This is a genomic window from Ralstonia sp. 1B3, assembly GCF_036631435.1.
Genome location: NZ_JAPNUG010000017.1, coordinates 16,445 through 42,121, shown reverse-complemented (window position 1 = coordinate 42,121; position 25,677 = coordinate 16,445). Strand labels below are relative to the sequence as shown.

The window sequence follows — 25,677 nt, the reverse complement described above, 5'->3', positions numbered from 1 at the left end:
CGCGTCAACCTCGGGCCGCTCGCTACGGACCATGAGCAGGTTCCACGGCGCGTAGTCCACTCAATATCAACAGGTGCCTTATGGCTATCCGTTATCCCGAATCCGAACCGGCTGTACGTACGGTCAAGCACAAGCTTGAGCCGAGCGCCGGTACTGGTACTGCTGCAGCGGCCGAGCCGCAGGCGCAGCACGCATACGACGCACACCACGCTGTCCGCCAAGGATGTGCGCAAGCTGTCGATGTTCTCGTCGGCGCTGGTCAAGCCCGCCATTGTCGACAGCTTCCGCAAGCTGTCGCCGCGCGCGCAGGCCAAGAACCCGGTGATGTTTGTCGTCTACGTCGGCAGCATCCTCACCACGATCCTGTGGGGGATGGCGCTGCGCGGCCAGGCCGAAGCGCCGGCGGGCTTCATCCTCGCCGTGTCGGTGTGGCTGTGGTTCACGGTGTTGTTCGCCAACTTTGCCGAAGCGCTGGCCGAGGGCCGCAGCAAGCAGCAGGCCGCATCGCTGCGCGGCATCAAGACCACGGTGCAGGCCAAGGTGCTGGCAGACCCGCATCGCAGAGACCGCGTCGAAGCACGCGCCGCAACCGCGCTGCGCCGTGGCGACATCGTGCTCATCGAAGCCGGCGACATGGTGCCCGGCGACGGCGAGGTCATCGAAGGCGTGGCCTCGGTGGACGAAAGCGCCATCACGGGCGAATCGGCGCCGGTCATCCGCGAATCGGGCGGGGATTTCTCGTCCGTGACGGGCGGCACGCGCGTGCTGTCGGACTGGATCATCGTGCGCATCACCGCCAACCCCGGCGAGAGCTTCCTCGATCGGATGATCTCGATGGTGGAAGGCGCCAAGCGCCAGAAGACGCCCAACGAGCTGGCGCTGACGATCCTGCTGGTGAGCCTGACCATCATCCTGATGTTGGCGACCGTCACGCTGCTGCCGTACTCGATCTTCTCGGTGGACGCGATGAAGGCCGGCTCGCCGATCACGATCACCGTGCTTGTCGCGCTGCTGGTGTGTCTGATCCCGACCACCATCGGCGGACTGCTCTCCGCCATTGGCGTGGCGGGCATGAGCCGCATGATGCAGGCCAACGTGATCGCCACCTCGGGCCGCGCCGTGGAAGCGGCCGGTGACGTGGATGTGCTGCTGCTCGACAAGACCGGCACGATCACGCACGGCAACCGCCAGGCGTCGCGCTTCATTCCCGCGCCGGGTGTGACGGCCAAGCAGTTGGCCGAGGCCGCATGGCTGTCGTCGCTGGCCGATGAAACGCCCGAGGGCCGCAGCATCGTCACGCTCGCGCGCAACCTGGGCGAGGCGTCCATCGATGAAGCCGCGCTGGCGAAGACGCAGCCGGTGTACGTTGCCTTCTCTGCGCAAACGCGCATGAGCGGTATCAACGTCGCCCATGCAGCCGACGCCCGCCAGATCCGCAAGGGCGCGGCCGATGCGATTCGCACGCATGTGACGCTGTTGGCCGGCAAGTTTCCCGATGCCGTGTCGACGGCGGTCGATGATGTTGCGCGCCAGGGCGGTACGCCGCTGGTGGTGTCCGACAACGACCGCGTGCTCGGCGTGGTGGAACTGAAGGACATCGTGAAGGCCGGCATCCGCGAGCGCTTTGCCGAGCTGCGCCAAATGGGCATCAAGACGGTGATGATCACCGGCGACAACCGCCTGACCGCTGCGTCCATCGCCGCTGAAGCCGGCGTCGACGACTTCATTGCCGAAGCCACGCCCGAGACCAAGCTGGCGCTGATCCGCGAACAGCAGGCGCAGGGCCGCCTCGTTGCCATGACCGGCGACGGCACCAACGATGCCCCGCGCTGGCACAGGCCGACGTGGCCGTCGCCATGAACAGCGGCACGCAGGCCGCCAAGGAGGCCGGCAACATGGTCGACCTGGATTCCAGCCCGACCAAGCTGATCCAGATTGTCGAGATCGGCAAGCAGATGCTGATGACGCGCGGCTCGCTCACCACGTTCTCGATCGCCAACGATGTGGCGAAGTACTTCGCCATCATCCCGGCGGCGTTTGCGACGACGTATCCGCAGTTGGCCGCGCTGAACGTGATGCACCTGGCAACGCCGGCATCAGCCGTGATGAGCGCCGTGATCTTCAACGCGCTGATCATCGTGTTCCTGATTCCGCTGGCATTGAAAGGCGTGAAGTACCGCGCGCTGGGAGCCGCCGCGCTGCTGCGCCGCAATCTCTTGATCTACGGCCTGGGCGGCCTGCTGCTGCCCTTCCCGGGCATCAAGATCATCGACATGTTCCTGGCCGCGATGGGCTGGGTTTAAGGAAGGAGTGCATTCATGGCAACCACAACTCAAGCGCGTCAACCTGTTCAGGCCGATGTGCCGCAACAAGGTGGGCTGCTGCGTGCGGCGCTGGTGGTGTTCGTCGGGCTGTCGCTCATTACGGGGGTGCTGTATCCGGTGGTGGTGACGGGCGTGGGCAAGGCGCTGTTTCCGGCGCAGGCCGGGGGCTCGATCATCGAGCGTGGCGGCAAGGCGGTCGGGTCTTCGTTGATCGGGCAGAACTTTGATACCCCGGAGTATTTCTGGGGGCGGATCTCGGCGACTGCGCCGAATCCGTATAACGCGCAGGCTTCGGGTGGCTCCAACCTTGGGCCGAGCAACCCTGCGTTGACGGAGGCGGCGAAGGCGCGCATTGCTGCCCTGAAGGAAGCGGACCCTGGGAATGCCGCGCCGATTCCTGCTGATCTTGTCACGGCTTCTGCGAGTGGGCTGGACCCGGAGATCAGTCCGGCGGCTGCGGCGTATCAGGTGGAGCGCGTGGCGCGGGCGCGGCATCTCTCCGCTGACCTGGTGAAGAAGGCTGTGGCTGAGAACACCAAGGGGCCGGTGCTTGGGGTGTTTGGCGAGCCTACCGTCAATGTGTTGGAGCTGAATTTGGCGTTGGATGATTTGAAGTGAGGGGTTGGGGTTTTGTGGACTGCTGGGTTTGATGTTGGTGGTCCATCCCCCTTTCGTTCCCTGCCGGGACCGACTCACTTTTCTTTGTCTTGCCAAAGAAAAGTAAGCAAAAGAAAGGCGCGCCCGAGATGGCGACCCCCTCCTTGAATTTCTGTAACCGTGCGGGGAAGGAGGCAAACTCGCTTCGCTCAGACAGGCCTCCTTCCTTTATCCGCCCGCTTACAGAAATTCAAGGCGCCATCAAGGGCAGGAACGTCAAAGGCCAAACCAGTGGTGTGCGGGTCCTGTCGGCATTTCGTTTGTTGCGGTGTGCTGCTTCGCTTCGCTCGCTATCTCCACCGGGTCTTACTGCCTTGCCTTGCGCCTTGCTGTGCTCCCACTACTGCGCTTGTGCTTCGACGGTGTGGCCGTACCCTGCCCTAGATGGCGCCTTGAATTTCTGTTGCAGGGAGGAAAAAGGAAGGGAAACTGTCTGAGCGAAGCGAGTTTTTCCCTTCCCCTCCCTGCGACATAAATTCAAGGAGGGTTGCCATCTCGGGCGCGCCTTTCTTTGCTTACTTTCTTTGGCAAGACAAAGAAAGTGAGTCAGCCCCGGCAGGGGATGAAACAGGGGATAGACCACCAAGTCCCAAAAACCCAAAATACACAACATGCAAGAAGCCGCGCGCCCGAACCCCGACCAACTCCTAGCCGAACTCCAATCCGGCCAAGAGCAGTCCGCCCGCGGCAAACTCCGCATCTATTTCGGCGCCTCGGCCGGCGTAGGCAAAACCTACGCGATGCTGGCCGCAGCAAAGGCCGCCCGCGCCGCCGGCATCGACGCCATCATCGGCCTGGTCGAAACCCACGGCCGCGCCGAAACCGCCGCGCTGGTCGCAGACCTTGAGCACCTCCCCACCCGCCAAGTCGAATACAAAGGCCGCACGTTGCCCGAGTTCGATCTGGATGCCGCACTGGCGCGCCGGCCCGTGCTGATCCTCGTCGACGAGCTTGCCCACTCCAACGTGGCAGGCTCGCGCCACCCCAAGCGCTGGCAGGACATTGAAGACCTGCTTGCCGCCGGCATCGACGTCTGGACCACCGTCAACGTCCAGCATCTCGACAGCCTGAACGAGGCCGTCGGCAGCATCACCGGCATCCGCGTGTGGGAAACCGTGCCGGATGCGGTGTTCGATGCGGCCAACGAAGTCATCCTCGTCGACCTGCCCGCCGATGAACTGCTGCGCCGCCTGGCCGAGGGCAAGGTCTACATGCCGGAGCAGGCGCAGCACGCCGCGCGCAATTTCTTCCGCAAGGGCAACCTCATTGCGCTGCGCGAACTCGCCCTGCGCCGCACCGCCGATCGCGTCGACGATGACGTGCAGGCCTATCGCCGCGCGCGTCGTATTGAAAACGTCTGGCGCACGCGCGAAACCGTCGTCGCGTGCCTGGACCCGCAGGGCGATGGCGAACAGGTCATCCGCAGCGCTGCACGCCTGGCCGCGCAGCTGGAGTGCGACTGGCATGCCGTGGCCGTGGTGATGCCGCATCTGCGCGCCGCCGATGCACGCGCCGAACGTCTGCATGCGTTGCTCAAGCTGGCCGAAGACGCAGGCGCGCGCGTGGAGACGCTGGCCGGCACCAACGCCGTCGAGGCGATCACCGGTTATATCCGCCGCCACAACATCACCAAGGCGGTGATCGGGCGGCCGCCGGAGAAGCGCTGGCGATCGGCGCGGGCCATCGTCGTGGCGCTGCGGTTGGCGATCGGGCTGGAGCGCCGGTTGCCCAGCGGCGACTTTGCTGAAGCGTTGGCACGGCACTGCCCCGAGGTCGACGTGATCCGCACGGCGGCGGACCCGGCGCATATCCAGCTGCCGCCGCGCGCAGCAGACATTGGCCGTGCCGACGTGCGCAGCGAGGCGCAGCGTGCGGCCGATGCACAGGCCGGCTGGATCAAGCCGGCGTACGTGGCCGCGTGTGTGTATGTGGGCGTGGCGACGGCGCTGTCCAGCCTTGTGCGGCCGGTGTTCGATCTGGCCAACATCGTCATGGTCTTCCTGGCGGCTGTGGTGGCGGTGGCGATGCGCCATGGGCGCGGGCCGGCGGCGCTGGCGTCGGTGCTGTCGGTGGCGCTGTTCGATTTCTTTTTCGTGCCGCCACGTTTTTCCTTTGCCGTGAGCGACGTGCAGTATCTGCTGACGTTTGCGGTGATGCTGGCCGTGGGCATGCTGGTGGGCCAGTTGACGGCCGGCCTGCGTGAACAAGCCCAGGTCGCGGTGCAGCGCGAGGCGTCGGCACATGCGCTGTATGAGGCCGCACGGGAGTTGTCTGCCGCGCTCACGCTGGACCAGATCGTCAGCATCGGCGGGCGCTTCGTCAACGCAACGTTTGGCGGGCGCTGTGCGTTCTTCTTCGTCGGGCTCGATGGGCGGCTGGGCGCGCCGCAGATTGCCAAGCCGGAAGGCAGCACCGATGCGCCGTCCGGCATGCCCAACCTTGACCGCGTGCTGGCCGATTGGACGTATCAGCATGGCCAGCCTGCCGGTACGGGCACGCATACGCTGCCGTCGGGCTCGGTGCTGTATCTGCCCCTGAAGGCGCCGATGGCGATTCGCGGTGTGCTCGCCGTGGAGCCCGAAACCTTCCAGGTGCTCGCCCAGCCCGACAACCGCCGCCAGATCGACGCCTGCGCCACGCTCATCGCCATCGCCATCGAGCGTGTGCATTACGTGGAAGTGGCCCGCGATGCGCTGGTGCGGATTGAATCGGAGCGGCTGCGCAATTCGCTGCTGGCCGCCGTGTCGCACGACTTGCGCACGCCGCTCACGGGCCTGGTGGGGATGGCCGAGACGCTGCTGCGCGCGCAGCCGCCCTTGCCCCGCTGCAGGCCGAAGCTGCAGCCGCCATCGGCCAGCAGGCGCAGCGCATGCGCACGATGGTCACCAACCTGCTCGACATGGCGCGCCTGCAGAACCAGGACGTCAAGCTGCGGCTCGAGTGGCAATCGATCGAGGAGCTGGTGGGCGCCGCGCTGCAGGCGAACCCGCTACCCGATCATCGTGTGGTGGTGGATCACCTCGCAGCCTTGCCGCTCATCCGCTGCGATGGGCCGTTGATGGAGCGCGTGCTGTCGAACCTGCTGGAGAACGCCGGCAAGTTTGCGCCGGCCGGTACCGAGGTCCGCGTCTCGGGCGAACTTGTCCATGACGAAGCACGCGGCAACGAACTGCGCCTGCGGGTGCGCGACCACGGGCCGGGTGTGCCCGCCGGTTCGGTGCGCACCATCTTCGAGAAGTTCACCCGCGGCGAAAAGGAATCGGCCACCACCGGCGTCGGCCTGGGCCTGGCGGTGTGCGAGGCGATCGTCAGCGCGCATCACGGCCGCATCTGGGTGGAGGCGCCGGCCGATGGCGGCGCGTGCTTCGTCGTCGCCCTGCCCGCCGCCGAGCCGCCGCCTGTGGAGGACGCCGAGCCCATCGCCTGGTTGCACCGTTCTTGGGCATATGGACATGCCGAAAAAGTCGTTCGGTTACGGTCGCCGCTATGACAGGATCGTCACACGCCCGCTACCCGCGGGCGATTTCATTCACGACAAGATCCACGAGGTTTCTCCATGTCTCTGTTCTCCCGCCTTGCGCGCGTGGCCGTACCGGCCATCGCCTTTGCCGTTGCCACTGCCGCCAACGCCGACACCAAGCAGATCAAGCTCGGCACCATGAGCGGCCCCGATGCGCAAATCTGGGAAGTCGTTCAGAAGGTCGCCAAGAAGGACGGCCTGGACGTCAAGATCATCGAGTTCAACGACTACGCCCAGCCCAACCCCGCGCTCGATTCGGGTGACCTGGACGCCAACGGTTTCCAGCATCAGCCCTTCCTCGACAGCCAGATCAAGGCGCGCGGCTACAAGATCGTCAACGTGGGCCTGACCTACGTGGCGCCGATGGGTTTTTACTCCAAGAAGATCAAGTCGCTCGCGCAGCTCAAGGAAGGCGCCAAGGTCGGCATCCAGAACGATCCGTCCAACGGCAACCGTGCGCTGCTTCTGCTGCAGAAGGCGGGCGTGATCAAGCTCAAGGCGGGCGCCGGCACGAACGGCAACAATGCGACACCGCGTGACGTGGTGGAGAACCCGAAGAAGATCAAGCTGATCGAGCTGGATTCAGCGCAGCTGCCGCGCTCGCTGGATGATCTGGACGCCGCTTCGATCAACACCGACTACGCGGTCAAGAACGGCCTGACACCGGCCAAGGACGCCATCGCACTGGAAGATCGCCAGGGGCCCTACGCCAACCTGATCGCCGTGCGTGAAAAAGACAAGAACCAGCCGTGGGTGAAGACGCTGGTGCACGCCTATCAATCGGAAGACGTGCGCAAGTTCATCGACACGCAGTTCAAGGGCGCGATCCTGCCGGCGTTTTAAGCAGCGGACGCTAAGTCAGCGGTTACTTTCGCGGATGCGTCGATGTTGAAGTGTGGCATCTCGGAAGCCGGAGCGGGTTTCCGCTGTGCCACAGCGTTTTGTTGCGATGCGTCATCGTGTGACAGATGCAATCGTTTTCGTCACACGTGGCGCCGCGGCAACGCTTGTAGCCTCTCGTTACATTAAGTAGTTCTACGTTATTGCAACGCAACAAACGATTCGCTATAGTAGGAACTGTCTCCTCCACCCTCCTTGGTGGATTGTGGCCCGAGCACCTGGTGCTCGGGCTTTTTTCTTTGGCGCGCGGCTTTTTCTGTTCTTCTGGTCGCCTTGCATCTCAGCCGGTTCCGGCTACCCTGAATTCTCAATTTTTCTGCGCGTTTTGCTCGGCGGCGTTGCCCGCTAGCAACGAGCGAGGAATTTTCAATCGTGCGCTTCGAGTCTCACTTCAACGACTGACGCGCATGTCGGCGGAAAAGAACCGAAGCGCTGTTTGAATCACGCCGCCGCCGCGAATGTGCGCGCAACCGCCTGCTTTGTGTGGCTAACATCGCGAAATATCGTCAGTTTTTGTCCTACAAGCCTTTCGGCCAACCCCGGACAGTCTGACTGCCCTCCCTTCACTAAACTTCACCTTGCTCTCTCTTTAGAGAGCACTCCCCCTTTTGAGCCCGCCCCTGTTGCGGGCTTCATTTTTTTCGGGCACGATTTCCTCCATCCCGACGCCGTCGACACCGGCGCCGGAAGCTCAAAAGGTTGGGGGAATCGCTCAAGGCCCGCGCAGTTGAAAAGCTGCGCGGGCTTTGTTTTCCGACGCCGCGCACGGACTTCGCCTGACAAGGCCGCCGGCCGGTGCTTCAATGGCGGCTGACGGCGGCGTCACACAGCGCAAGCGATGCGCCTCGCCCCCATCCCTACAACAACAAGGATTGGCCGATGGAAGGTTTCGCGCAACTCGCCGTGCTGGTGGTGGACGACCATCCGGTGCAACGGGCCGCGGCCCGGCAACTGCTCCATACGCTGGGCGTGCAGCAGATCCTGACGGCCTGCGACGGCCGCGAGGCGCTCTACCTCCTTCAGCTCTGCCACGTCGATCTCGTGCTGTGCGACATCGACATGCCCGGCATGAACGGCCCCGAACTGATGGAGCAGATGCACCTGCGCGGCGGCCGCGTCTTTCCGCGGCAGGCGCCCGTGTGGGCGTGGGTCAGCGGGTTGGATGCGCCGATCGTGGAGTCGCACGTCAGCCTGGCCGATGCGATCGGGCTGACGCGCACCCACGGCGTGCAGAAGCCGCTGCGCCCGGCACACGTGCTGCCGCTGCTCGAAGAAGCCGCCGCCCGGGAGCGAGACCGGCCGCCTGCCGCAACGGCTGGCTTTCCGCAGTTTTCCGACGACGAGCTGGCCGCGCTCATCCACGAAACGCCCGAGCAGATCGAAGTCGTCTTCCAACCCCAGCACGATCTGGCCAGCAACCAGATTGCGGGCGCCGAGGCGCTCTGCCGCTGGATGCACCCGGTGCATGGGCGCGTGTCGCCTGCCGCGTTCGTGCCCCGCCTGGAGGCGCTCGGGTTGGCTGATGGCCTGTTCTTCCATGTGCTGGAGCATTGTGTGCGCGTGCAGCACGCGCTGGCCGCGCATGCGTATCCCGTTTCGATTGGTGTGAATGCGTCTGCGCAGACGCTGAGCCGGGCCGGCACCGTCGACCGTATCGAAGCCATCGTGCGCGAGGCGCGCATTGCGCCCGCCGCCATCGCGATCGAGCTGACGGAAGACTCGCCGGTGCACGACGCGGCGCAGCTCACCATCGCGCTCAACCGCTTGCGCCTGCTGGGCCATCCGCTGGCCATCGACGATTTTGGCGTGGGCATTGCCACGCTCAAGCTGCTGGCCGATCTGCCCTTCACCATTCTGAAAATCGACCGGTCATTTACAGCCGCGGTAGACCAGACCAGCCAGCGCGGCGTGATCTGCCGCACGATGATCGAGCTGGCGCGCACGCTGCATCTCGAGTGCATTGCCGAAGGGGTGGAAACTGAACCGCAGCGCCAGACGCTGCGCGCGCTGGGTTGTACCACCGGGCAGGGCTATCTGTGGGCGGCCCCGCTGTCTGTCACCGCGTTTCTTGCGCACGTGCAGGCGGCTGCGTAAGCGCGAACGCTGCAGGGTCATTCAGTTTCTCTCAACCCAGATAGAAGCAGCTTCTGCCCCGAAAGGTTACGCGGCGCCAAAGTAAGAAAAGTCTGATCCCGAAGGGCATATCCGGTGAGTAAGGTACCGGCTCCTTTCCGCGGCGCTCCTGACTTCCATGACGGCTCCGATCTCTCCCATCCTGTTGCTCGTCACGCCGGCCAAGTCCTCCCCGGTGACGCGCCTGGCCTGACGGCGTGCACATGTGCCCTGTCCTCTCGATCGTGCTGGCGGACGATCATCCGGTGATCCTCATGGGGCTGGCGGCGGCCATTGGGCAGTTTCCACAGCAGCAGGTCGTCGCACAGGCACACGATGGGCGCGAGCTGATGCAGGTGCTTACGTCCGTCGACTGCAACGTCATCGTGACGGACTACAACCTCGGTGGCGAACCGGCCTTCGACGGCATGCAACTGCTGGCGCGCCTGCGCAAGCAGCATCCCAAGTGCGGCATCGTCGTCTGCACGATGGTCCACAACCCGGCGCTGCTGCGCGCCATGCGGCAGATTGGCGTGGCAGGCATCGTCAGCAAGAACGATGATTTCGTGCATGCCGGGCACGCCGTCATGGCGGCCGCGCGCGGCGTGCGCTATGACAGCCCGCGCATCCTGGAAGACACGGGTCTCGGGTCCAACGAACGGGATGCGTCCGAGCGGCTGAGCGCACGCGAGCGCGAAGTGCTTCGCCTGTATGCGGCTGGCACGGCCGTGTCCGACATTGCGCTCATGCTCGGTTCGAGCGTGAAGACTGTCAGCACGCAGAAGGCCATGGCGCTGCGCAAGCTGGGCTTGGCGCGCGAGATCGACCTCTTTCAATACGCCCGCGCCAGCGGGCTGATCGCGCGCGGCTGAGCGCCAGCCTCAGCTGGCCGGGCGCTGCATCGGCACGGCTTGCGCCGTTGCGATGGCGGTGCCGGATGCCTGCGCGGGTGCCGGGTCCACACCCATCAGCCAGTTGAACAACGGCGTTGCCAGCAGCGCGCCGACCAGCTGCGCCAGCATGTAGCCAGGGACATCGCCGGGGCGGATGCCGGAGGGGCCGTCGGTCAGCGCGCAGGCAAGGGCCAGCGCCGGATTGGCCACCGATGACGACGACGTGAACCAGTACCCCGCCGCGATATAGGCAGCCACCACCAGCGGCAATTGCTTCGGCGCGTGACGCCCGCATGCGATGCCCGCGCCGATCAGCCCGAACGTTGCCAGTGCTTCGCTCCACCACAATGCGGGCCCGGTGGCGGCATGCGTGCCCGGCGCCCACGCCGGCATGCCGAACATGGCGTGCGCGGCGGCCACACCGAGCACGGCGCCCATGGCCTGTGCAGCCAGATAGGCCAGCGCCTCATGCCCCCGCAGACCGCCCCGCAGCAACGCCGACAGCGTGACCGCCGGGTTCAGGTGCGCCCCGACACTGGCGCGAACACCGTCAGCAGCGCCAGCAGACCGGCGCCGCCAGCGAGCGACTGCGCCAGCAGCGTCCACGTGGCATCGCCACCGGAGAGCCGGCTTGCGTGGATGCCCGTGCCGATGACCACCGCAATCAGCAAGGCCGTACCGAGCGCCTCCGCGACGATGCGGCGGGCCAGCGATGGAGCGGCGGACGGGGCCGAGGCCGCGGTGCGAAGGTGGGAAACAGTGGCCATGCGGAAAGAAGGCGGGCGATGCCAAGCGCATCGCGCGGGAGTGTGGAATGTCCGCCGGGGCCGATCAATGCACCCGGGCGCGCTTGTGTCGCGCGCCCGGGTATCGAATCGTGGAAGTGATGTGAGGGTGCTGCTCAGGCCGGGCTGGCCGCGCCGGCGGACGCCAGTTGCCGTTGCTGCGCCCCGAGCCGCGCGAAACCCACCGCAGCCGCGCCGAGCGCCGCCAACATGGCGATGCATCCGGCCATCGTGCCGTGCGCCATGCCGATGGCACCGCCGCCAGCGGCAAGGTGAAATACAGCCCGCCGATGCAGGCGACGCCCAGGGCGCCCGCCAATTGCTGCGCCGTAATCAGCAGCCCAGCCGCTGCGCCGGCCTGCGTACGTGCCACGCCGGTCAGCACCAGGCCGATCAGCGGGACGACGACCAGGCCTTGCCCGGCGCCGTACAGCGCCACCGCAATGCCGATGCGCATCATGCTTGGCGTGGCGGGGTGCGCCCACGCCGTGCCGAAACCCGACAGCAGCGCCACCAGCCCCAGCGCCATCAGCCCAAGGCCCGACAACAACGCGCGGACGCCATGGCGCCGCACCAGCGCATTCGCCACCCGCGACGTGATGAGAAAGGTGATGGCCAGCGGCAGGATGGCAACGCCCATGCGCACCGCAGACAGCTGCCGCCCGTTTTGCAGATACAGCGTCAGCACGAGGAAGAACGCCATCATCCCGATGTAGTGCAGCGCTGACGCGGTCATCCCCGTCATGAAGGCGCGATGCTGCAGCAAGGTGGGCGGCAGCAGCGGCGTACCACCGGCGCGGTCGACCCGCGCTTCAAGCTGCTGGAATGTCGCCATGCCCAGTACGCCCACGGCAAGCAGTGCCAGCGTCCACACCGGCCAGTGCAGTTCACGGCCGAACAGCAGCGGCACGAGCACGGCCGCCACGCTGACGGCCATCCACGCCACGCCGGCGGTATCGAGATGTACCTTCGCTGCGTCGGCGCTCGGGCGTGGAATCCAGCGCCAGCCGAGCAGCGCGGCGGTCAACCCGACCGGCACGTTGATCAGGAAGGCCGAGCGCCAGCCGAGTCCGGCGATATCCGCGCTGGTGAGCGCGCCGCCTACCAGCAGCCCGGCCGCACCGCCGGTGCCCATCACCAGGCCGAAGATCGATAGCGCGCGGTCACGCTCCGCGCCGGCAAAGAGCGCCTGCACGCTCGCCAGCACTTGGGGCACCATCATCGCGGCCGACAGGCCTTGCGCAAAACGCCATGCAATCAGCGCCGCAGCACTGCCCGCCAGCCCGCAGCCGGCCGAAGTGGCGGTAAAGGCGACGAGGCCCAGCAGGAACACGCGCCTGCGCCCGAACAGGTCGCCCAGGCGGCCGCCGGTAATGAGCAGAATCGCGTAGCCAAGCTGGTACACCGCCAGCACGGCCTCCAGTTGTGCGGGCGTGGCATGCAGGCTCGTGCGGATGCTCGGGATTGCCACATTGGCGATGAACGCATCGACGATGAACATGAATTGCGCCGTCACCATCACACCGAAGGCGAGCCAGCGGCGCGGTTCGGATACGGAAGAAGCAGAAGAAACGTGGGTCACGATCGGCTCCGGAAAGAGGGATGAACGCAGCGTAGGTGCGCGAGCCGATTCGATGCAGAGCTAGGATTAACCTAGGATTAGCTTGTCCCTCCCACTTGCACATGCCAGCGTGTGTAATACCGCCATGGACGATTTCACCGCCGACCTTGCCCCCTTCCCTGCCGCGCCGCGCAACGAGCTGGGCGAATTCCTGCGCAGCCGCCGCAGCCATCTGCGTCCGCAGGATGTGGGGCTGCCCGAGGGCAGCGGGCGCCGCCGCACCGCCGGGCTGCGCCGGGAAGAAGTCGCGCAGCTCGCCAACATCAGCATCGATTGGTATGTGCGCATCGAGCAGGGGCGCGACGTGCGGCCCTCGGTGGCGACCATCGAAGCGATCGGGCGGGCGCTGAAGCTGTCTGCGGATGAACGCGCGCACATGCGTGGTCTGGCGCGCGCGGAATCGGTCTTGACGGGCGCCGCAGCTGGACCGGCGGGGCGCCCACCCGCCGAAGCGGTGCCCGACGTCTTGCGCCGCGCCGTTGCCGGCATGGTCCTGCCCGCTCACGTGCGCAGCTACCGCACCGAGCTGCTGTGCTGGAACGAGGCGACCTCGCAGCTCTTCATGGATTTCGGCACGATGCCGGCGGAAGACCGCAACTCCCTGGTCTACATGTTTCTGTACGCCAATGCGCGCGAGCGTTTTGTCGAGTGGGAAAACGAGGCGCGCCGCATGCTGGCAAAGTTTCGCGCGGTGTACGACCCGCACGCAGACGACCCGGTGCTCGTGGCGCTGGTCGACCGGCTGCGCACCAGCAGCCGCGAGTTCGATACCTGGTGGCGCCAGCACGAAGTGCGCGCCCAGCGCGCGGAGCACAAGCTGATCCGCACGCCCGGCGGCAAGGTCGTCCGCTACGACTACATCGGCCTGCCGGTGATGGAAGACCCGCGCCTGCGCATGGTGCTGTACGTGCCGGTCGAGGACGGCGCTTGAACGTTCAGGCCGTCAGCGTTCAGGCCGTCAGCGCCGCCAGGATGGTGTCGGTGTCGCGCACACGGCCCAGTCGCGGGAACACGTTTTCCACCGACGAACGATGCATCGCCGCATCGTTCGAACTCATCGCATCTTCGGCCAGCACCAGCGCGTAGCCGTGCTCCCACGCGGCGCGCGCGGTCGATTCCACGCCCACATGCGTCGAGATGCCGCCCAGCACGATTGTGGTGATGCCGCGACGGCGCAGCTGCAGATCCAGTTCGGTGCCGTAGAACGCGCCCCACTGGCGCTTGGTGATCTGGATATCGGTGGCTGCGACTTCCAGCTCGGCGGGCTGTTCCCACCATTGCGCCGGCAGGCCGCCGGGCTGTGTGGGCGTGGGGCGGTCGACGGGCTGGCGCGGCGCGTCGGCGTAGTCGGCCGCCCAACCTACGCGCACCAGCACCACGGGCGCCCCCAGCTCGCGAAAGCGCCTGGCGAGCCTGGCGGACGCGCCCAATACCTGCTCGGCCGTATGCGGCCCTTGCGCGAACGGCAGGATGCCGCGTTGCAGGTCGATCAGCACCAGCGCGGTGGTCTTCGCAGACAGGGCAGAGAGGGTTTGCAGCGGTTCAGACATCAGTGCTCCAGGTCAATTCGATTTACGGACGGCGGATGACGCACGTTGCCGTGGCATGCGCCAGCAATGTGCCGTCCTGCGTCTTGAGCGTGCCCTCCGACACGCCGATCGTGCGCGAGACATGCAGCACGCGCCCAAGGGCCACCAGCGGTGTATCCACCGGCACGGCCTTCACCATCTTCACGTTCAGGTCGACCGTGCCGTAGCCGACGCCCGCTTCCAGCATCGAATGCACGGCGCAGCCTGTTACGGAATCGAGCACCGTCGCCGCAAAGCCGCCGTGCACGCCGCCGAGCGGATTGAGGTGGCGCTTGTCGGCCTGGGCGGTGAAGTGCACGGTGCCCGCTTCGATGGAATCCATCGTCATCGGGATGGTTTCGCTGATGGACGCGCGCGGCAGCTCGCCGTGCGACATGGCCTGCAGCAATTGCAGGCCGGTCATTTGGGACGGATGCATGGGAGGGATCGGTGGAGTTGAGATGGGGCGACTCGACACTCTACCGCGAGGCCGATTGCCAGGGCTGCAATACGTTGCATTGCCCAGCGCAACAACCCCCGCCCCTGCACACGTCCCAATGCGGGTAGACCCTGCCGGTGGAACTGCGGCCGCTCTTACGGCTGGCCGGCAATGTGTTTGCGCGCGCGCCCACCGACCTTGCGCCGCTCGACCCCGACGGCCGGCAGCACGAACTGCAGCCGATTGCCGGCGCGTTCAACCAGTACCAGCGGCGCATTGCCGACAACGCGCTCACGCAGAAGCGCTTCATTGCCCATGCCGCGCACCAGATGCGCACGCCGCTGGCGATTCTCGATACGCATCGACAACGGCCCCGGCATTCCGCCCGAGGCGTACACACGCGTGTTGGAGCGCTTCACGCGCCTGGAAGGCACGCAGACCCAGGCAGCTTCGGGCGGGCGGTGACGGTGTGGCTGCGGCGCACCAGCGCACCCGCCGCAGCGTCAGTCACCGCGCCTGCCTGACGGCTGCGGCGCTTGTTGCACCGACACGAACACCGGGTTCGAGTAGAACCACAGATCGTTGTAGTTGCGATCGTTGATGGCGTTGAAGCGCGCGGCGTTTTCCGTCACCACGGTCTTCTGGTCGGGGAGCGGATTGCCGTTGCTGGTCTCGCCCGACACGTTCATGCCGAGGTTGGTGCCGCGCAGGCGAAGTACTGGTTCTTGGCGGCCGTGTAGGTGTACGTGACGGTGTTGTAGCCGTCGGCGTCGACCTTCCAGTCGGCCTTGGTGAACGTGGCGATGACCTTGGTGGAGTCGTTGGTGTCCTTTGCATAGGCCGGTGTGCCCGACGCGGCCTTGCCGGTCACGTCGCCGGCAATCAGGTCGACATGATCGACCACCGGCCGCATGTTGACCTTGAAGCCGCTGCCGAGCGGGTACTCATAGTTGTTGTGATCGGGGCTCTTGAAGCGGATGGTGATCGTCACCTTGTCGCCGGCCTTGGCCGTGAGCGTGCCACCCATGTCGGCAGATGTGGCCGCGGTGCCAGCACGGAAGTCCAGCGCGTTGATGAGGTCGCCGAACACGGCGAACGATTTGCCCGAGCGCATGGCGGCCAGCAGCGTCTTCAGGTCGGGGCTGGTGCCCGGCAGCCAGATATAGGTCTTGGCGTATTCGCCGGGGTAGTAGCCGCTGCTGAACTGCTGCGTGGCGTCCACTTCAAAGTGGTGGTCGGAATCGGCAAAGTTCCAGATGCGGCGGCCCTCGCCGAGCAGCGCATCCCAGACGCCGCCGACTTGCGCGACCACGTAGTCGACGCCGCCGTAGGTGCGGTTCTTCAGGTTGGCGTCGATATAGGCGCTGGTATAGCCGCCGCGATCGGGTTCCATCTGGTTGCCGACCATGCCTTCGATGCCGAACATGATGTCGGGCGCCGTGTCGTTGAACTCGCGGAAATCCGCCACCGTGTACTTGCCCGGGTTGCGCGACGGGTGGTTGATCAGGCCGTAGCTGGTGTTCGGGTAATTCGTCTTGAGCCACTTGAAGGCGTTGACCACGTCGGTGTGTGTCGTGCCGGCGCGCGGGCCTTCCTGCTGCCATGCGGTCACATCGTTCGGGTCGAACAGCGATGCGGACTGCTGCGTGAAGAAGTACTCGAACTTGTTCAGGCCCTTGGCCGACGTCTGCAGCTTGTCGGTGCCTTCGAAGATGCCCACGTTCAGGTGGTCGTGCGTCGGCATGTCCCACTCGGCGGCGGAGAAGATCAGCTTGCCCGCGTACTTGCCTGCCGCCTGCGCCTGCGCAATGGCGGGCATCTCGTACTTGGCGATGCCGGCCGATGCCGCAATGGAGCCGCCGACCAGCGTGGCGCCGGTGGCGTCGCGCGGCGACGGACGCAGGTGGTTCGATACGGCCATCCAGTCGAGGCCGCTCAGGTCGAACGCGTGGTCGAGCACCGTCGACAGGGGCGTGACGGCATCGACGGACTCCGCCGTGTGCACGTGCAGGTCGCCCGTGGTCCACATGCCTTGCGGCTTGGCTGGCTCTGTCGGTGTGGTGGGGGTTGTCGGTGCCGGCGAGGTACCTGCGGTGCCCGTGGGCGCGGGGTCGTCACTGCCGCCGCACGCGTACAGGCCGAGGGTCAGGCATGCCGGTACTGCAATGGCGAGCAGCGTCTTCTTGGTCGAAAGCATTGTGGTTTCCTGTCGATTCGATGAGGTCGGGCAAACGCCTCCGGCCACCCATGCGTGTGGGCGGCTCATGCAGAACTAAAACGTTTGCGCGGCCGAATCTTGGCGACAAACCATGACGTTTTAGTGACGAACCGGTGTGAAAACAGAAGCTGATCGGCCCTAAGCGAGCCGGCGCCGGACGCAAACAGTGCGCAAAGAAAACGGCCCCTAAAAAGGGGCCGCGTTCAACGGGCTGCGGGTTTGGCGTCAAGGGGCGTCCTTGGCGGACGTATCGCGCTCTTCCTCGCCGGCGGGCTGGTGGTGCGATTTGCGCCCGCCGACCTCTGACATGTCGCGCTCGCGGACTTCCGCTTCGCGCACCGTCGTGCCTTCGGCATCGGTTTCCGACACATCGGTCAGAAACGTATCGTCGCCGGAGGCGTGCCCGGCGCCCTTCTGGTGTCGGCTATTCATGGTCACCTCTGTCAGTGATGTTGCGGCGGCCGCGTTATTTCACCGCGGGTTTCAGCTGTTCCGCCATCTGCAAGTGCTCGCGCAGCGCCGGCAGGTTGTGTGAGAAGAACGCCTTGATGTCGGGGTCCTTCGCATCCTTCGAGGCCTTGTCGAACAAGGAAACTGCCTCCTTGTGCGCCTTCACCCCCACCTCGTCGGCGTAGGCCTTGTCGAACTTCGCGCCTTCAAGCGCACTGAGCTTGTCGACCTTGGCGCGTTCGTCTGCGGGCAGGCTATCGGGCACCGTAATGCCCTTCTTGCCGGCCAGGGTCTTGAGTTCGTCGCCTGCGGTGGTGTGGTCCTTCACCATCCGTTGTGCGAAGGCGCGCACGTCGGGGTTGCTCGCGCGCGTAATCGCAACCTGGCTGGCCTGCACTTCGAGCATGCCCGAGGCCGCGGCCTTGGTAACGAACGTCGTGTCGGACTTGTCCGCTGCTGCCCGTGCCACGCCGATCGCTCCGCCAAAGCCCAGCGCCCCTGCCAAGAACAACGCGGCGACGCGCCGTGCACCGATATGCTGTGTCGATCTGTTCATGGGTGATCCTCCTGCGCGAGTGCGCATCACTTTTCGTTGCTGACGGCCTTCGAAACCGCGGCCGGCGTGTCGTACTCGTCGTCGGGCATGTCGCGCAACGTTTTCAGCGTGCTGTCATCCGCGCCGTTGGCCTGCGCGGTTTTCAGCAGCTCTTGCTTCTTGGCGGGGTACGACGCGCCCTTCAGGGCCTTCTGGATGCCGATCGGCGAATGCGTTGCGTGTTCGCCGCTGCTGCCCCGCCATGCGCGCCGCGCTCGTGCGACTTGGCACCGGCACGTTCGGACGACTTGCCTGCGCTGCCCTGGCTGGCGTGTCCGCCACGCTCCTTGGCCGATGCGCTGCTGCGTTTGCTCTGCGACGTCGATTTCGAATGCGACGCGTGCTTGCTCTTGTCGCGAGTGGGTTTCATGACACCTCCGCTGGTCGGGTTAATCGGGCCGCTGCCGGAAATGGCGCGGCCCACGACCGTTTTGCAGCAGCGAACATGCCTGCGGGCGGTGGTCGGGGGAGCGGAGTGAGTGGGCGACAGCTTAGTTACGTAGGCCCGACATCCTGCTTCAGTGCGTGCTACGGCAACTCTGGCGAGCGCCTAGGCTGCAACGCTTTTGCGCCGGGCCGCACGCGGCATTGGCAGCGGCGCCTCCCCCAATGCGCGACTGACCGCGTTGGGTTTGTCGACCAGATCCTGCAGCGTGTAGCCATCGAGCACCTCGAAGTACGCCCGCAACGCCGCGTGCAGAACGCCGCGCAGGCCGCACGCGCGTGATGACGCAATGGTTGTCGTCGCCGTGGAAGCACTCGACCATGCGGAAGTCGGGTTCGGTGGCGCGCACCACGTCGCCGAGGTTGATTTCGGCCGCCGGGCGGCCCAGCGTGATGCCGCCCGAGCGCCCTCGCACGGTATGCAGGAAGCCGTCCTGGCCAAGCTGCTGGACGATCTTGATGAGGTGGTTCTTGGGAATGTCGAAGGCATCCGCAATGCGCTGGATCGTGACGAGCTCGTCCGGGTGCACGGCCACGTAGATCAGCGTGCGCAGGGCGTAGTCGGTGTAGTCGGTCAGTCGCATGGCGGGCGTGCGGCGTTGCCGCAGGTAGAAACATTCATAAGAGGCACATCTTATCGGGAAGTTGCGCACAAGATGCGCCGGTTTGCCGCAGGTCAATTTGTTGCATCGCAAATATACGTTTAATAGAATCCAATGCAAGCGGTTGCCTGAGCACCAGGCCATCCAAAACAAAGCGTGACGGCGCCCCCCGTCTTATTTGTTGCATATTTCACGCATATTTGGAGTCCAGCATGCTGTCCGACAAGTCCAAGCCCTATATCGATGCCAGCGTTCCCGTGCTGCGCGAGCATGGCTTGACCATCACGCAGACCTTCTATCGCAACATGTTCGCCAGCCACCCCGAGCTGACGAACGTGTTCAACATGGGCAATCAGGCCAACGGGTCGCAGCAGCAGTCGCTGGCTTCGGCGGTGTTTGCGTATGCCGCCAACCATGGCAACAACGCGGCGCTGGCACCTGTGGTCAACCGTATCGTGCATAAGCACGCCGCTGTCGGTATCAAGCCGAGCCACTATCCGATCGTCGCGCGCCACCTGCTGGGTGCCATTGCCGAAGTGCTGGGCGATGCTGCCACGCCCGACCTGCTTGCCGCCTGGGACGAAGCCTACTGGCTGCTCGCCGCCGAGCTGATCGCCGCTGAAGCGCGCCTGTACCAGCACACCGGCAGCGGCCCCGACCATCGTCAGCCGGTGCGCATTGTGAGCCGTCGTCAGCAGGCCGAAGACGTGGTGTCGCTCACGCTGGAAGCCGTGGGTGATGCGCCGCTGGCCGATTTCCTGCCGGGTCAATACATCTCGGTGCAGGTGGAGCTGGCGCCGGGCGCGCTGCAGCAGCGCCAGTACAGCCTGTCGGACGCGCCGAATGGCCGCACGTGGCGCATCTCGGTCAAGCGTGATGCGGGTGACGTTGACCGCCCGGCGGGCACCGTGTCGAGCTGGCTGCATGCCAATGCGCGCGAAGGCGACGTCCTGCTGGTCAGCCAGCCCTACGGCGACTTTGTGCCGCAACTGGCGACCGACAACCCGATCGTGCTGATGTCGGCGGGTGTTGGCATCACGCCCATGATCTCGGCGCTCAACACGCTCGCGCAGGAGAACAGCGCACGCAAGATCGTGTTCAGCCACGCCGCGCGCGCCGCCTCACATGTTGCCCACGTCGACGATCTGGAGCGTGCGGCTCAGGCGCTGCCGGCATTCGAGGCGCATGTGTTCCTGGAATCGGGCGAAGCCGCTGAGTTCGCATCGCGCCCCGCGCGGCCCGGCCGGATGACGGTGGACACGTTCGTCCGCGACAACGCGACGGAAGCGGACTTCTATCTCTGCGGCCCGCTGCCGTTCATGCAGGCACAGCGTGCTGCGCTGCTCGCCAGCGGCGTGCCGTCGGAGCGTATCCACCGCGAAGTGTTCGGCCCCGACCTGCTGGACGACATTCTCTGACTCTCTGACCTGAACCACGGAAATCACCATGCCCCGCCAAGCCCCGTTGCTCACCATCGGCAAGCCCGACCCGGCAAGCCGCGTGCCTTACGCGGGGCGGGCCGTCTTCGCGCTCGGCTTCCGGCCGTTCTACCTTCTCGCTGCAGCGTTTGCCGCGCTGGGCATGGCGTTGTGGGCGGCGTTGCTGCTGGGTGTCCTGCCCTCGGCCCAAGGTCCGGCCACGATGGCGCCGCTGTTCTGGCACGCGCACGAGATGGTGTTCGGTTTTGCGGCGGCGGTGGTGGTCGGTTTCCTTTTCACAGCGGGAAAGAACTGGACCGGCCTGCAGACGCCGCAAGGCACGCAGCTCGCGGCGCTGGCTGCGCTGTGGTTGGCGGCACGTGTGCTGATGTGGGGCGGGCCCGTGCCGCTGGCTGTGGCTGCGGACGTGGCGTTCCTGCCGGCGTGCGGCGTGGCGTTCCTGCGCGTCTTGCGGCGCGCGAAGAGCGCACGCAACTATGGCTTGGCGATCGCGCTGCTGGTGCTCGGTGCCGTCAACGCAGCGTTCCATGCCGCGTTGGCGCTGGAGGCGCCGCTGGCCGCACTGCGTTGCCTGGATGCGGCCGCCGGGCTGGTCTGCCTGTTCGTCACGGTCATCGGCGGGCGCGTCATCCCGATGTTCACGTCCAACGCGGTTCCGGGCGTGCATGTCCGCCGTGTGGTTTGGGCCGAGCGCGCAATCGTGCCGGCAACGGCGCTCGCAGTCGTCATGTTGGCGACGCCGCTGCAAGGCATCGTTCCTGCCACCGTGTTTGCGGCGGCAGCAGTCGTGCAGGCTGTCCGCTGGGCAGGCTGGGACACACGCCGCACGCTGCGCACGCCCATCGTCTCCATCCTGCATGTGGCGTATGCCTTCCTGCCCGTCGGCTTTGCCATGTTGGCAGCGGCTGCACTCGGCTGGGGCGACCGTTCCACCGCGCTGCATGCGCTCACGGCCGGAGCCATCGGCGGCGCCATCATCGCGATGATCACGCGCACCGCGCTCGGCCACACCGGCCGGATGCTGCGCACGGGGCGGGCAGAGAATTTCGCCTACGCCGCCATCGCGCTGGCTGCAGTCGTGCGCGTGGCAGGCCCCGCGCTGCTGCCGCGCGAGGTGTGGATCGGCGGGGCGAGCGTGCTGTGGGTGGCGGCGTTCGTGGCGTACCTGTGGCGCTACACGCCTTGGCTGATGGCGCCGCGCGCCGACGGCCGGGAGGGCTGAGCTTCAGCGTCGGCCGTTCGTCCTGGCCGGCAGCTTCCGTAGAATGGCGCAGCCCCTCTGCACACTGCGCCCACGATGGATGTCCATTTGACGATCCACGGCCGGCATGACCTTGCCGGCCAGCTCTATCGACAACTCCGCACCGCCATCCTGGATGGCCGGCTCGTGCCGGGCGAGCGTCTGCCTTCCACGCGGGACCTGGCGCTGCAGATTGGTGTGTCGCGCAAGACCACGCTTGACGTGTTCGAACGCCTCATCGCCGAGGGCTATCTGCGACCACGCGCCGGTTCCGGCACCTTCGTCGCTGAGGCCACCGGAGGATTGCGCGCACGCACGCCGACGGCCTCGCCCGCGGCGCAATTGGCGTCGCCTGCGCCGGTCGCACGCACTTTCGACACACCCTGGAACAACATGCCGGCGGTGCTCCCCATGCCGCGCGCGAATATCGTTTACGACTTTGTGGGAGGCGTGACCGAGAAGCGTTTGTTCCCGTTTGAGGTGTGGCGCCGCTGTGTTGCGCACGCGTTGCGCCAGCAGGCGCGCGGGCGCAGCGGCTATCACGATCCGGCGGGCGACCAGGCGCTGCGCCTGGCCATCTCGCGCTATCTCGCGTTCAGCCGCGCGGTGGTGTGTGCCTGGGCCGATATTGTCGTCACGCATGGCGCGCAGCAGGCCATCGACCTGATTGCGCGTGTGCTGGTGCGCCCGGGCGACACCGTCGCCATCGAAGATCCTGGCTATCCGCCCGCGCGCATTGCGCTGCAGGCCCTCGGCGCGAATGTCGTGCCGGTGCCGGTCGATGCCGAAGGCCTCGTCGTCGATGCGCTGCCCGAGCACGCCAAGCTCGTCTACGTGACACCGTCGCACCAGTTTCCGCTCGGCATGCCGATGAGCCTCGCGCGCCGCGCGCAACTGCTCGACTGGGCGCAACGTCATGACGCGCTCATCATCGAAGACGATTACGACAGCGAATTCCGCTTCGACGGCCGCCCGATGGAATCGCTCAAGAGCCTGGACGCTGCGGGTTGCGTCGCTTATGTGGGTACGTTTTCCAAGACGATCTTTCCGGAGCTGCGCATCGGCTACGTGGTGCCGCCGGCCTCGCTCGTGGCGCCGCTGCGGCACGCCAAGCAGGTGGCCGACTGGCACAGTGAATCGCTCATGCAGGCGGCGCTGGCCAAGTTCATGCTCGACGGCGATTTCGCCAAGTATCTGCGCCGCATGCACAAGGAATACGCAGCGCGCCGCAATGCGCTGCTGCGGCATCTGCGTGGCCCGCTTGCGCCGTGGTTGGCGCCCGTGCCGTCGGCGGCGGGCATTCATATGGCAGCGCAGGTGCACGCGCCGTTGCCCGAAGCCGAGCTGGTGAAGCTGGCGGAAAGCGTGGGCGTCGGGCTGTACGGCACCGCCCGGATGTATGTGGCGCGGCCGCCGCAGCCCGGACTGCTGATCGGCTACGGCCACGTGAACGTTGCCGAGATCGACGCGGGCCTCGACAAGCTCGCGGAGGCGCTGGCCAAGGTGGCTACCTGATATTCGCGGGGATTGGCAATTTCAAGGTGCCACCTGCACGCCTAGACTGGCTCCAGTTTTCAATACAGCGAATACAGGAGCCTCTCATGGAACCCCGCCTCGACTTCTATCAAAGCAACCCCGCCGCCATCCAGGCGGTCATGGGCCTCGAAAAAGCGCTGGGCAAAAGCACGCTGGAAAAACCGCTGACTGAACTCGTGCGTCTGCGCGCCTCGCAAATCAACGGCTGTGCCTATTGCGTCGACCTGCACACCGCCGATGCACGCAAGGGCGGCGAAGACGACCGCCGCTTGGCCACCGTCTCGGTCTGGCATGAAACGCCCTTCTTCACCGACCGCGAACGCGCCGCGCTGGCCTGGACGGAAGCCGTCACCCTCGTCGCAGAAACGCACGTGCCCGACGAGGTCTGGCAGGCCGTGCGCGCGCAGTTCTCCGATGCCGAGCTGGTCGACCTGACGCTGCTGGTGAGCACCATCAACACGTGGAACCGCCTGGCCATCAGCTTTCGCAAGCTGCCCGCCTGAGCGCCGCATATACTGCCTCGCACGGCGAACGCCGCACACGGAGGCCCCATGCTGCACAACGTCCGCACCCTGAGCGTGAATGTCGAGCGTCACTTCGATGACGTGGCCATGTTCCTGGCCGAGCCGCTGAACTTTCCGATCTGGGCGACCGGCCTGTCGGAAGGGCTCGCGCCCGGTACGCAGGGTTCGGGCGCCGCACCCGACGAGTGGATCGCCAAGGCCGCGCCCAACAGCGACGAAGGCACCGTGTTCATCCGCTTCAGCCCGCCGAATGAATTTGGCATCGCCGATCACTGGGTGCGCCTGCCGGACGGATCGATCGTGTACGTGCCGCTGCGCGTGGTGCGCAACGGCGCCGGCACCACCGTCTCCCTCACGCTGTTTCAGCAGCCGAACATGGACGATGCGCAGTTCGACGCCGATGCCGAATGGGTGCAGCGCGACCTGGTGAAGCTGAAGACGGTGCTGGAAGCCGAATAACCGCTCAGGCCTTTTCCGCCCGCGGTGCTTGCGGCACCGTTTGCGGACCCGACGCGCCGGCAGGTGCACCAGATGCCGGTGCTGCAGGCGATGCCGCCAGCGACGGATCGCCTTGCGCATCCGAGCCTTTCACCTGGCTCACCCAGAACACGCAGAACAGCCCCGCCGCCACGGCCAGCCAGCCGTTGAGGCCATAGCCCTCGATGCGGCCGCCGGCACCGCTGGACAGCAGCAGCCCGCCCAGCCACGCACCCACGCCGGTCCCCACCGACATCACCGCGCTGTTGGCCGACAGGAACGCGCCACGCACCTGCGGGGCGGGCACCGTCGTCATCAATGCCTGCATCGGGACCATGCGGCTGGAGAGGATCACCATGAAGAACGGGAAGAACAGCAGCATGCCGATGAAGGGCCAGTCGGGCAGATGCGTCATGAGCAGCACCGGAATGAACGCCAGCAGTGCCGCGCCCACGAACACGCGGCGACGGCCGTAGCGGTCGGCCAGCTTGCCCACGGCGCGCGAGCTGAAGAACGACGCCGCACCGCCCGCCACATACAGCCACGAGAGGTTTTCAGGCGCCACGCCGTGGTTGGCCACCAGCACCGGCGAGATGAACGGAATCACCAGCATGTGCGAACCCATCATCACGAAGGTCAGCACGAAGGCACGCAGATGGCGCGGGTTGGTGAGCAACCGCCACAGGCCGGAGAGCACCTCGCCCAGCGTCTGGCTACGATTGCCGGCCAGATGCTCGGCCAGCGGCGGAACCGTTTGCCGCGCGCCCAGCCAGATCAGCACCGTGAGCGCCGTCAGCAGGAAGAACGGCGCCGACCAGCCGAAGTGCGCGCCAATGGCAATGCCGACCGGCACGCCGGCCATGGCCGCGAGCGCAAATGACGACATCACCACGCCGGTGGCCGCGCCGCGCCGCGCAGGCGGAACCACGTCCGACAAGACAGCCATGATGATCGACCCCAGCACGCCGCCCGTAACGCCCGCAAACGCGCGTGCAAACAGCAGCATGCCGTAGCTGCCCGATAGCGCGCAGGCCAGGTTGGCGAGCGTGAAAAGGCCGTAGACGGCCAGCAGCAGCCGGCGCCGGTCAAAGCGGTCGATATAGGTGGCGGCCAGCAGGCCGGAGGCACCCGAGCACAGTGAATACACCGACACGGCCGTGGCGAACGCCGCCGGCCCGATGCCAAACGTATGCATGATCTGCGGACCAAGCGGCATCATCACCATGAAATCCATGATGACGGTGAACTGCGTGAGCGCGAGCAGCCAGAGCAACCTGCGCTCGCGCGAGGGATCAAGTAGAGGCATGAGGGCGAAGAAAGAAAGGGAGGGGGC

Annotated in this window: 20 protein-coding genes and 5 pseudogenes; 13 read left to right on the top strand and 12 right to left on the bottom strand. The window is 66.0% G+C overall.

Annotated features, from left to right (window positions below; genetic code table 11):
• Positions 1 to 80 precede the first annotated feature (80 nt).
• The 6 genes and pseudogenes from kdpB to OWR21_RS04960 all read left to right on the top strand — a co-directional run bounded on the left by kdpB (position 81) and on the right by OWR21_RS04960 (position 10,385).
• A pseudogene (gene kdpB, locus OWR21_RS04985) lies at positions 81 to 2,303 on the top strand (potassium-transporting ATPase subunit KdpB).
• A gap of 15 nt (positions 2,304 to 2,318) precedes the next feature.
• The gene (gene kdpC / locus OWR21_RS04980) at positions 2,319 to 2,942 is read left to right on the top strand and encodes a potassium-transporting ATPase subunit KdpC (RefSeq protein ID WP_102064076.1); all 624 of its coding nucleotides are present in this window, start codon (positions 2,319 to 2,321) and stop codon (positions 2,940 to 2,942) included.
• A 650-nt stretch (positions 2,943 to 3,592) separates the two neighbouring features.
• Positions 3,593 to 6,471: pseudogene (locus tag OWR21_RS04975) on the top strand (DUF4118 domain-containing protein).
• A 66-nt stretch (positions 6,472 to 6,537) separates the two neighbouring features.
• Positions 6,538 to 7,344, top strand: a complete 807-nt coding sequence (locus tag OWR21_RS04970) for a MetQ/NlpA family ABC transporter substrate-binding protein (RefSeq protein ID WP_316889058.1) — start codon at positions 6,538 to 6,540, stop codon at positions 7,342 to 7,344.
• Between the two features lie 936 nt (positions 7,345 to 8,280).
• Positions 8,281 to 9,495 (top strand): EAL domain-containing response regulator, encoded by a 1,215-nt coding sequence (locus OWR21_RS04965; RefSeq protein WP_332394713.1) that lies wholly within the window; start codon positions 8,281 to 8,283, stop codon positions 9,493 to 9,495.
• 242 nt (positions 9,496 to 9,737) lie between these two features.
• Positions 9,738 to 10,385 carry a response regulator transcription factor gene (locus tag OWR21_RS04960; RefSeq protein WP_332394712.1) on the top strand — a complete coding sequence of 216 codons (648 nt, stop codon included), beginning with the start codon at positions 9,738 to 9,740 and terminating at the stop codon, positions 10,383 to 10,385.
• A gap of 9 nt (positions 10,386 to 10,394) precedes the next feature.
• Here the strand turns inward: OWR21_RS04960 and OWR21_RS04955 are convergent.
• Both OWR21_RS04955 and OWR21_RS04950 read right to left on the bottom strand, forming a co-directional pair.
• Positions 10,395 to 11,173 (bottom strand): annotated as a pseudogene (locus tag OWR21_RS04955) (aquaporin).
• A 64-nt stretch (positions 11,174 to 11,237) separates the two neighbouring features.
• On the bottom strand, positions 11,238 to 12,773 hold the full coding sequence (locus OWR21_RS04950; protein WP_332394711.1) for an MFS transporter: 1,536 nt from the start codon (positions 12,771 to 12,773) through the stop codon (positions 11,238 to 11,240).
• 124 nt (positions 12,774 to 12,897) lie between these two features.
• Between OWR21_RS04950 and OWR21_RS04945 the strand changes: the two genes are divergently transcribed.
• Entirely contained in the window at positions 12,898 to 13,743 is an 846-nt protein-coding gene (locus OWR21_RS04945; protein ID WP_316875274.1) for a helix-turn-helix transcriptional regulator, read from the top strand.
• Positions 13,744 to 13,762: 19 nt separating this feature from the next.
• On the opposite strand, the gene OWR21_RS04940 is transcribed toward OWR21_RS04945, so the two are convergent.
• Both OWR21_RS04940 and OWR21_RS04935 read right to left on the bottom strand, forming a co-directional pair.
• The gene (locus OWR21_RS04940) at positions 13,763 to 14,362 is read right to left on the bottom strand and encodes a hydrolase (RefSeq protein WP_316900713.1); all 600 of its coding nucleotides are present in this window, start codon (positions 14,360 to 14,362) and stop codon (positions 13,763 to 13,765) included.
• 22 nt (positions 14,363 to 14,384) lie between these two features.
• Positions 14,385 to 14,819: a PaaI family thioesterase gene (locus OWR21_RS04935; RefSeq protein WP_316900711.1), complete on the bottom strand. Its 435-nt coding sequence runs from the start codon at positions 14,817 to 14,819 to the stop codon at positions 14,385 to 14,387.
• A 131-nt stretch (positions 14,820 to 14,950) separates the two neighbouring features.
• Between OWR21_RS04935 and OWR21_RS12570 the strand changes: the two are divergent.
• Positions 14,951 to 15,187 (top strand): annotated as a pseudogene (locus OWR21_RS12570) (sensor histidine kinase); the annotation flags it as partial.
• A 135-nt stretch (positions 15,188 to 15,322) separates the two neighbouring features.
• On the opposite strand, the gene OWR21_RS04925 reads toward OWR21_RS12570, so the two are convergent.
• The 7 genes and pseudogenes from OWR21_RS04925 to OWR21_RS04895 form a co-directional block, all read right to left on the bottom strand.
• Positions 15,323 to 15,508 (bottom strand): hypothetical protein, encoded by a 186-nt coding sequence (locus OWR21_RS04925; protein WP_332394709.1) that lies wholly within the window; start codon positions 15,506 to 15,508, stop codon positions 15,323 to 15,325.
• The gene (locus OWR21_RS04920; protein WP_332394708.1) at positions 15,505 to 17,016 is read right to left on the bottom strand and encodes an S-layer protein; all 1,512 of its coding nucleotides are present in this window, start codon (positions 17,014 to 17,016) and stop codon (positions 15,505 to 15,507) included. Before OWR21_RS04920 ends, OWR21_RS04925 begins: the two co-directional genes overlap by 4 nt.
• Before the next feature lie 246 nt (positions 17,017 to 17,262).
• Positions 17,263 to 17,469 (bottom strand): hypothetical protein, encoded by a 207-nt coding sequence (locus OWR21_RS04915; RefSeq protein ID WP_147218680.1) that lies wholly within the window; start codon positions 17,467 to 17,469, stop codon positions 17,263 to 17,265.
• A gap of 34 nt (positions 17,470 to 17,503) precedes the next feature.
• A complete protein-coding gene (locus OWR21_RS04910; protein ID WP_332394707.1) occupies positions 17,504 to 18,043 on the bottom strand; it encodes a DUF4142 domain-containing protein in 540 nt (179 codons plus the stop codon).
• Positions 18,044 to 18,069: 26 nt separating this feature from the next.
• The gene (locus OWR21_RS04905) at positions 18,070 to 18,192 is read right to left on the bottom strand and encodes a DUF2795 domain-containing protein (protein ID WP_442968599.1); all 123 of its coding nucleotides are present in this window, start codon (positions 18,190 to 18,192) and stop codon (positions 18,070 to 18,072) included.
• 32 nt (positions 18,193 to 18,224) lie between these two features.
• Entirely contained in the window at positions 18,225 to 18,452 is a 228-nt protein-coding gene (locus OWR21_RS04900) for a hypothetical protein (protein ID WP_332394706.1), read from the bottom strand.
• A 180-nt stretch (positions 18,453 to 18,632) separates the two neighbouring features.
• Positions 18,633 to 19,110: pseudogene (locus OWR21_RS04895) on the bottom strand (RrF2 family transcriptional regulator).
• 230 nt (positions 19,111 to 19,340) lie between these two features.
• Between OWR21_RS04895 and OWR21_RS04890 the strand changes: the two are divergent.
• From OWR21_RS04890 to OWR21_RS04870, 5 genes are all read left to right on the top strand, one after another.
• Entirely contained in the window at positions 19,341 to 20,546 is a 1,206-nt protein-coding gene (locus tag OWR21_RS04890) for a globin domain-containing protein (protein WP_147218672.1), read from the top strand.
• A 28-nt stretch (positions 20,547 to 20,574) separates the two neighbouring features.
• Positions 20,575 to 21,789 (top strand): NnrS family protein, encoded by a 1,215-nt coding sequence (locus tag OWR21_RS04885; protein ID WP_332394705.1) that lies wholly within the window; start codon positions 20,575 to 20,577, stop codon positions 21,787 to 21,789.
• 75 nt (positions 21,790 to 21,864) lie between these two features.
• Positions 21,865 to 23,322, top strand: coding sequence for a MocR-like pyridoxine biosynthesis transcription factor PdxR (pdxR, locus tag OWR21_RS04880; RefSeq protein ID WP_332394704.1), 1,458 nt, complete (start codon positions 21,865 to 21,867; stop codon positions 23,320 to 23,322).
• A gap of 86 nt (positions 23,323 to 23,408) precedes the next feature.
• Positions 23,409 to 23,846, top strand: a complete 438-nt coding sequence (locus tag OWR21_RS04875) for a carboxymuconolactone decarboxylase family protein (protein ID WP_332394703.1) — start codon at positions 23,409 to 23,411, stop codon at positions 23,844 to 23,846.
• A gap of 48 nt (positions 23,847 to 23,894) precedes the next feature.
• Positions 23,895 to 24,326 (top strand): SRPBCC family protein, encoded by a 432-nt coding sequence (locus OWR21_RS04870; RefSeq protein ID WP_316875265.1) that lies wholly within the window; start codon positions 23,895 to 23,897, stop codon positions 24,324 to 24,326.
• 4 nt (positions 24,327 to 24,330) lie between these two features.
• Here the strand turns inward: OWR21_RS04870 and OWR21_RS04865 are convergent, their stop codons facing one another.
• The gene (locus tag OWR21_RS04865) at positions 24,331 to 25,650 is read right to left on the bottom strand and encodes an MFS transporter (protein ID WP_332394702.1); all 1,320 of its coding nucleotides are present in this window, start codon (positions 25,648 to 25,650) and stop codon (positions 24,331 to 24,333) included.
• Between the last annotated feature and the right edge of the window lie 27 nt (positions 25,651 to 25,677).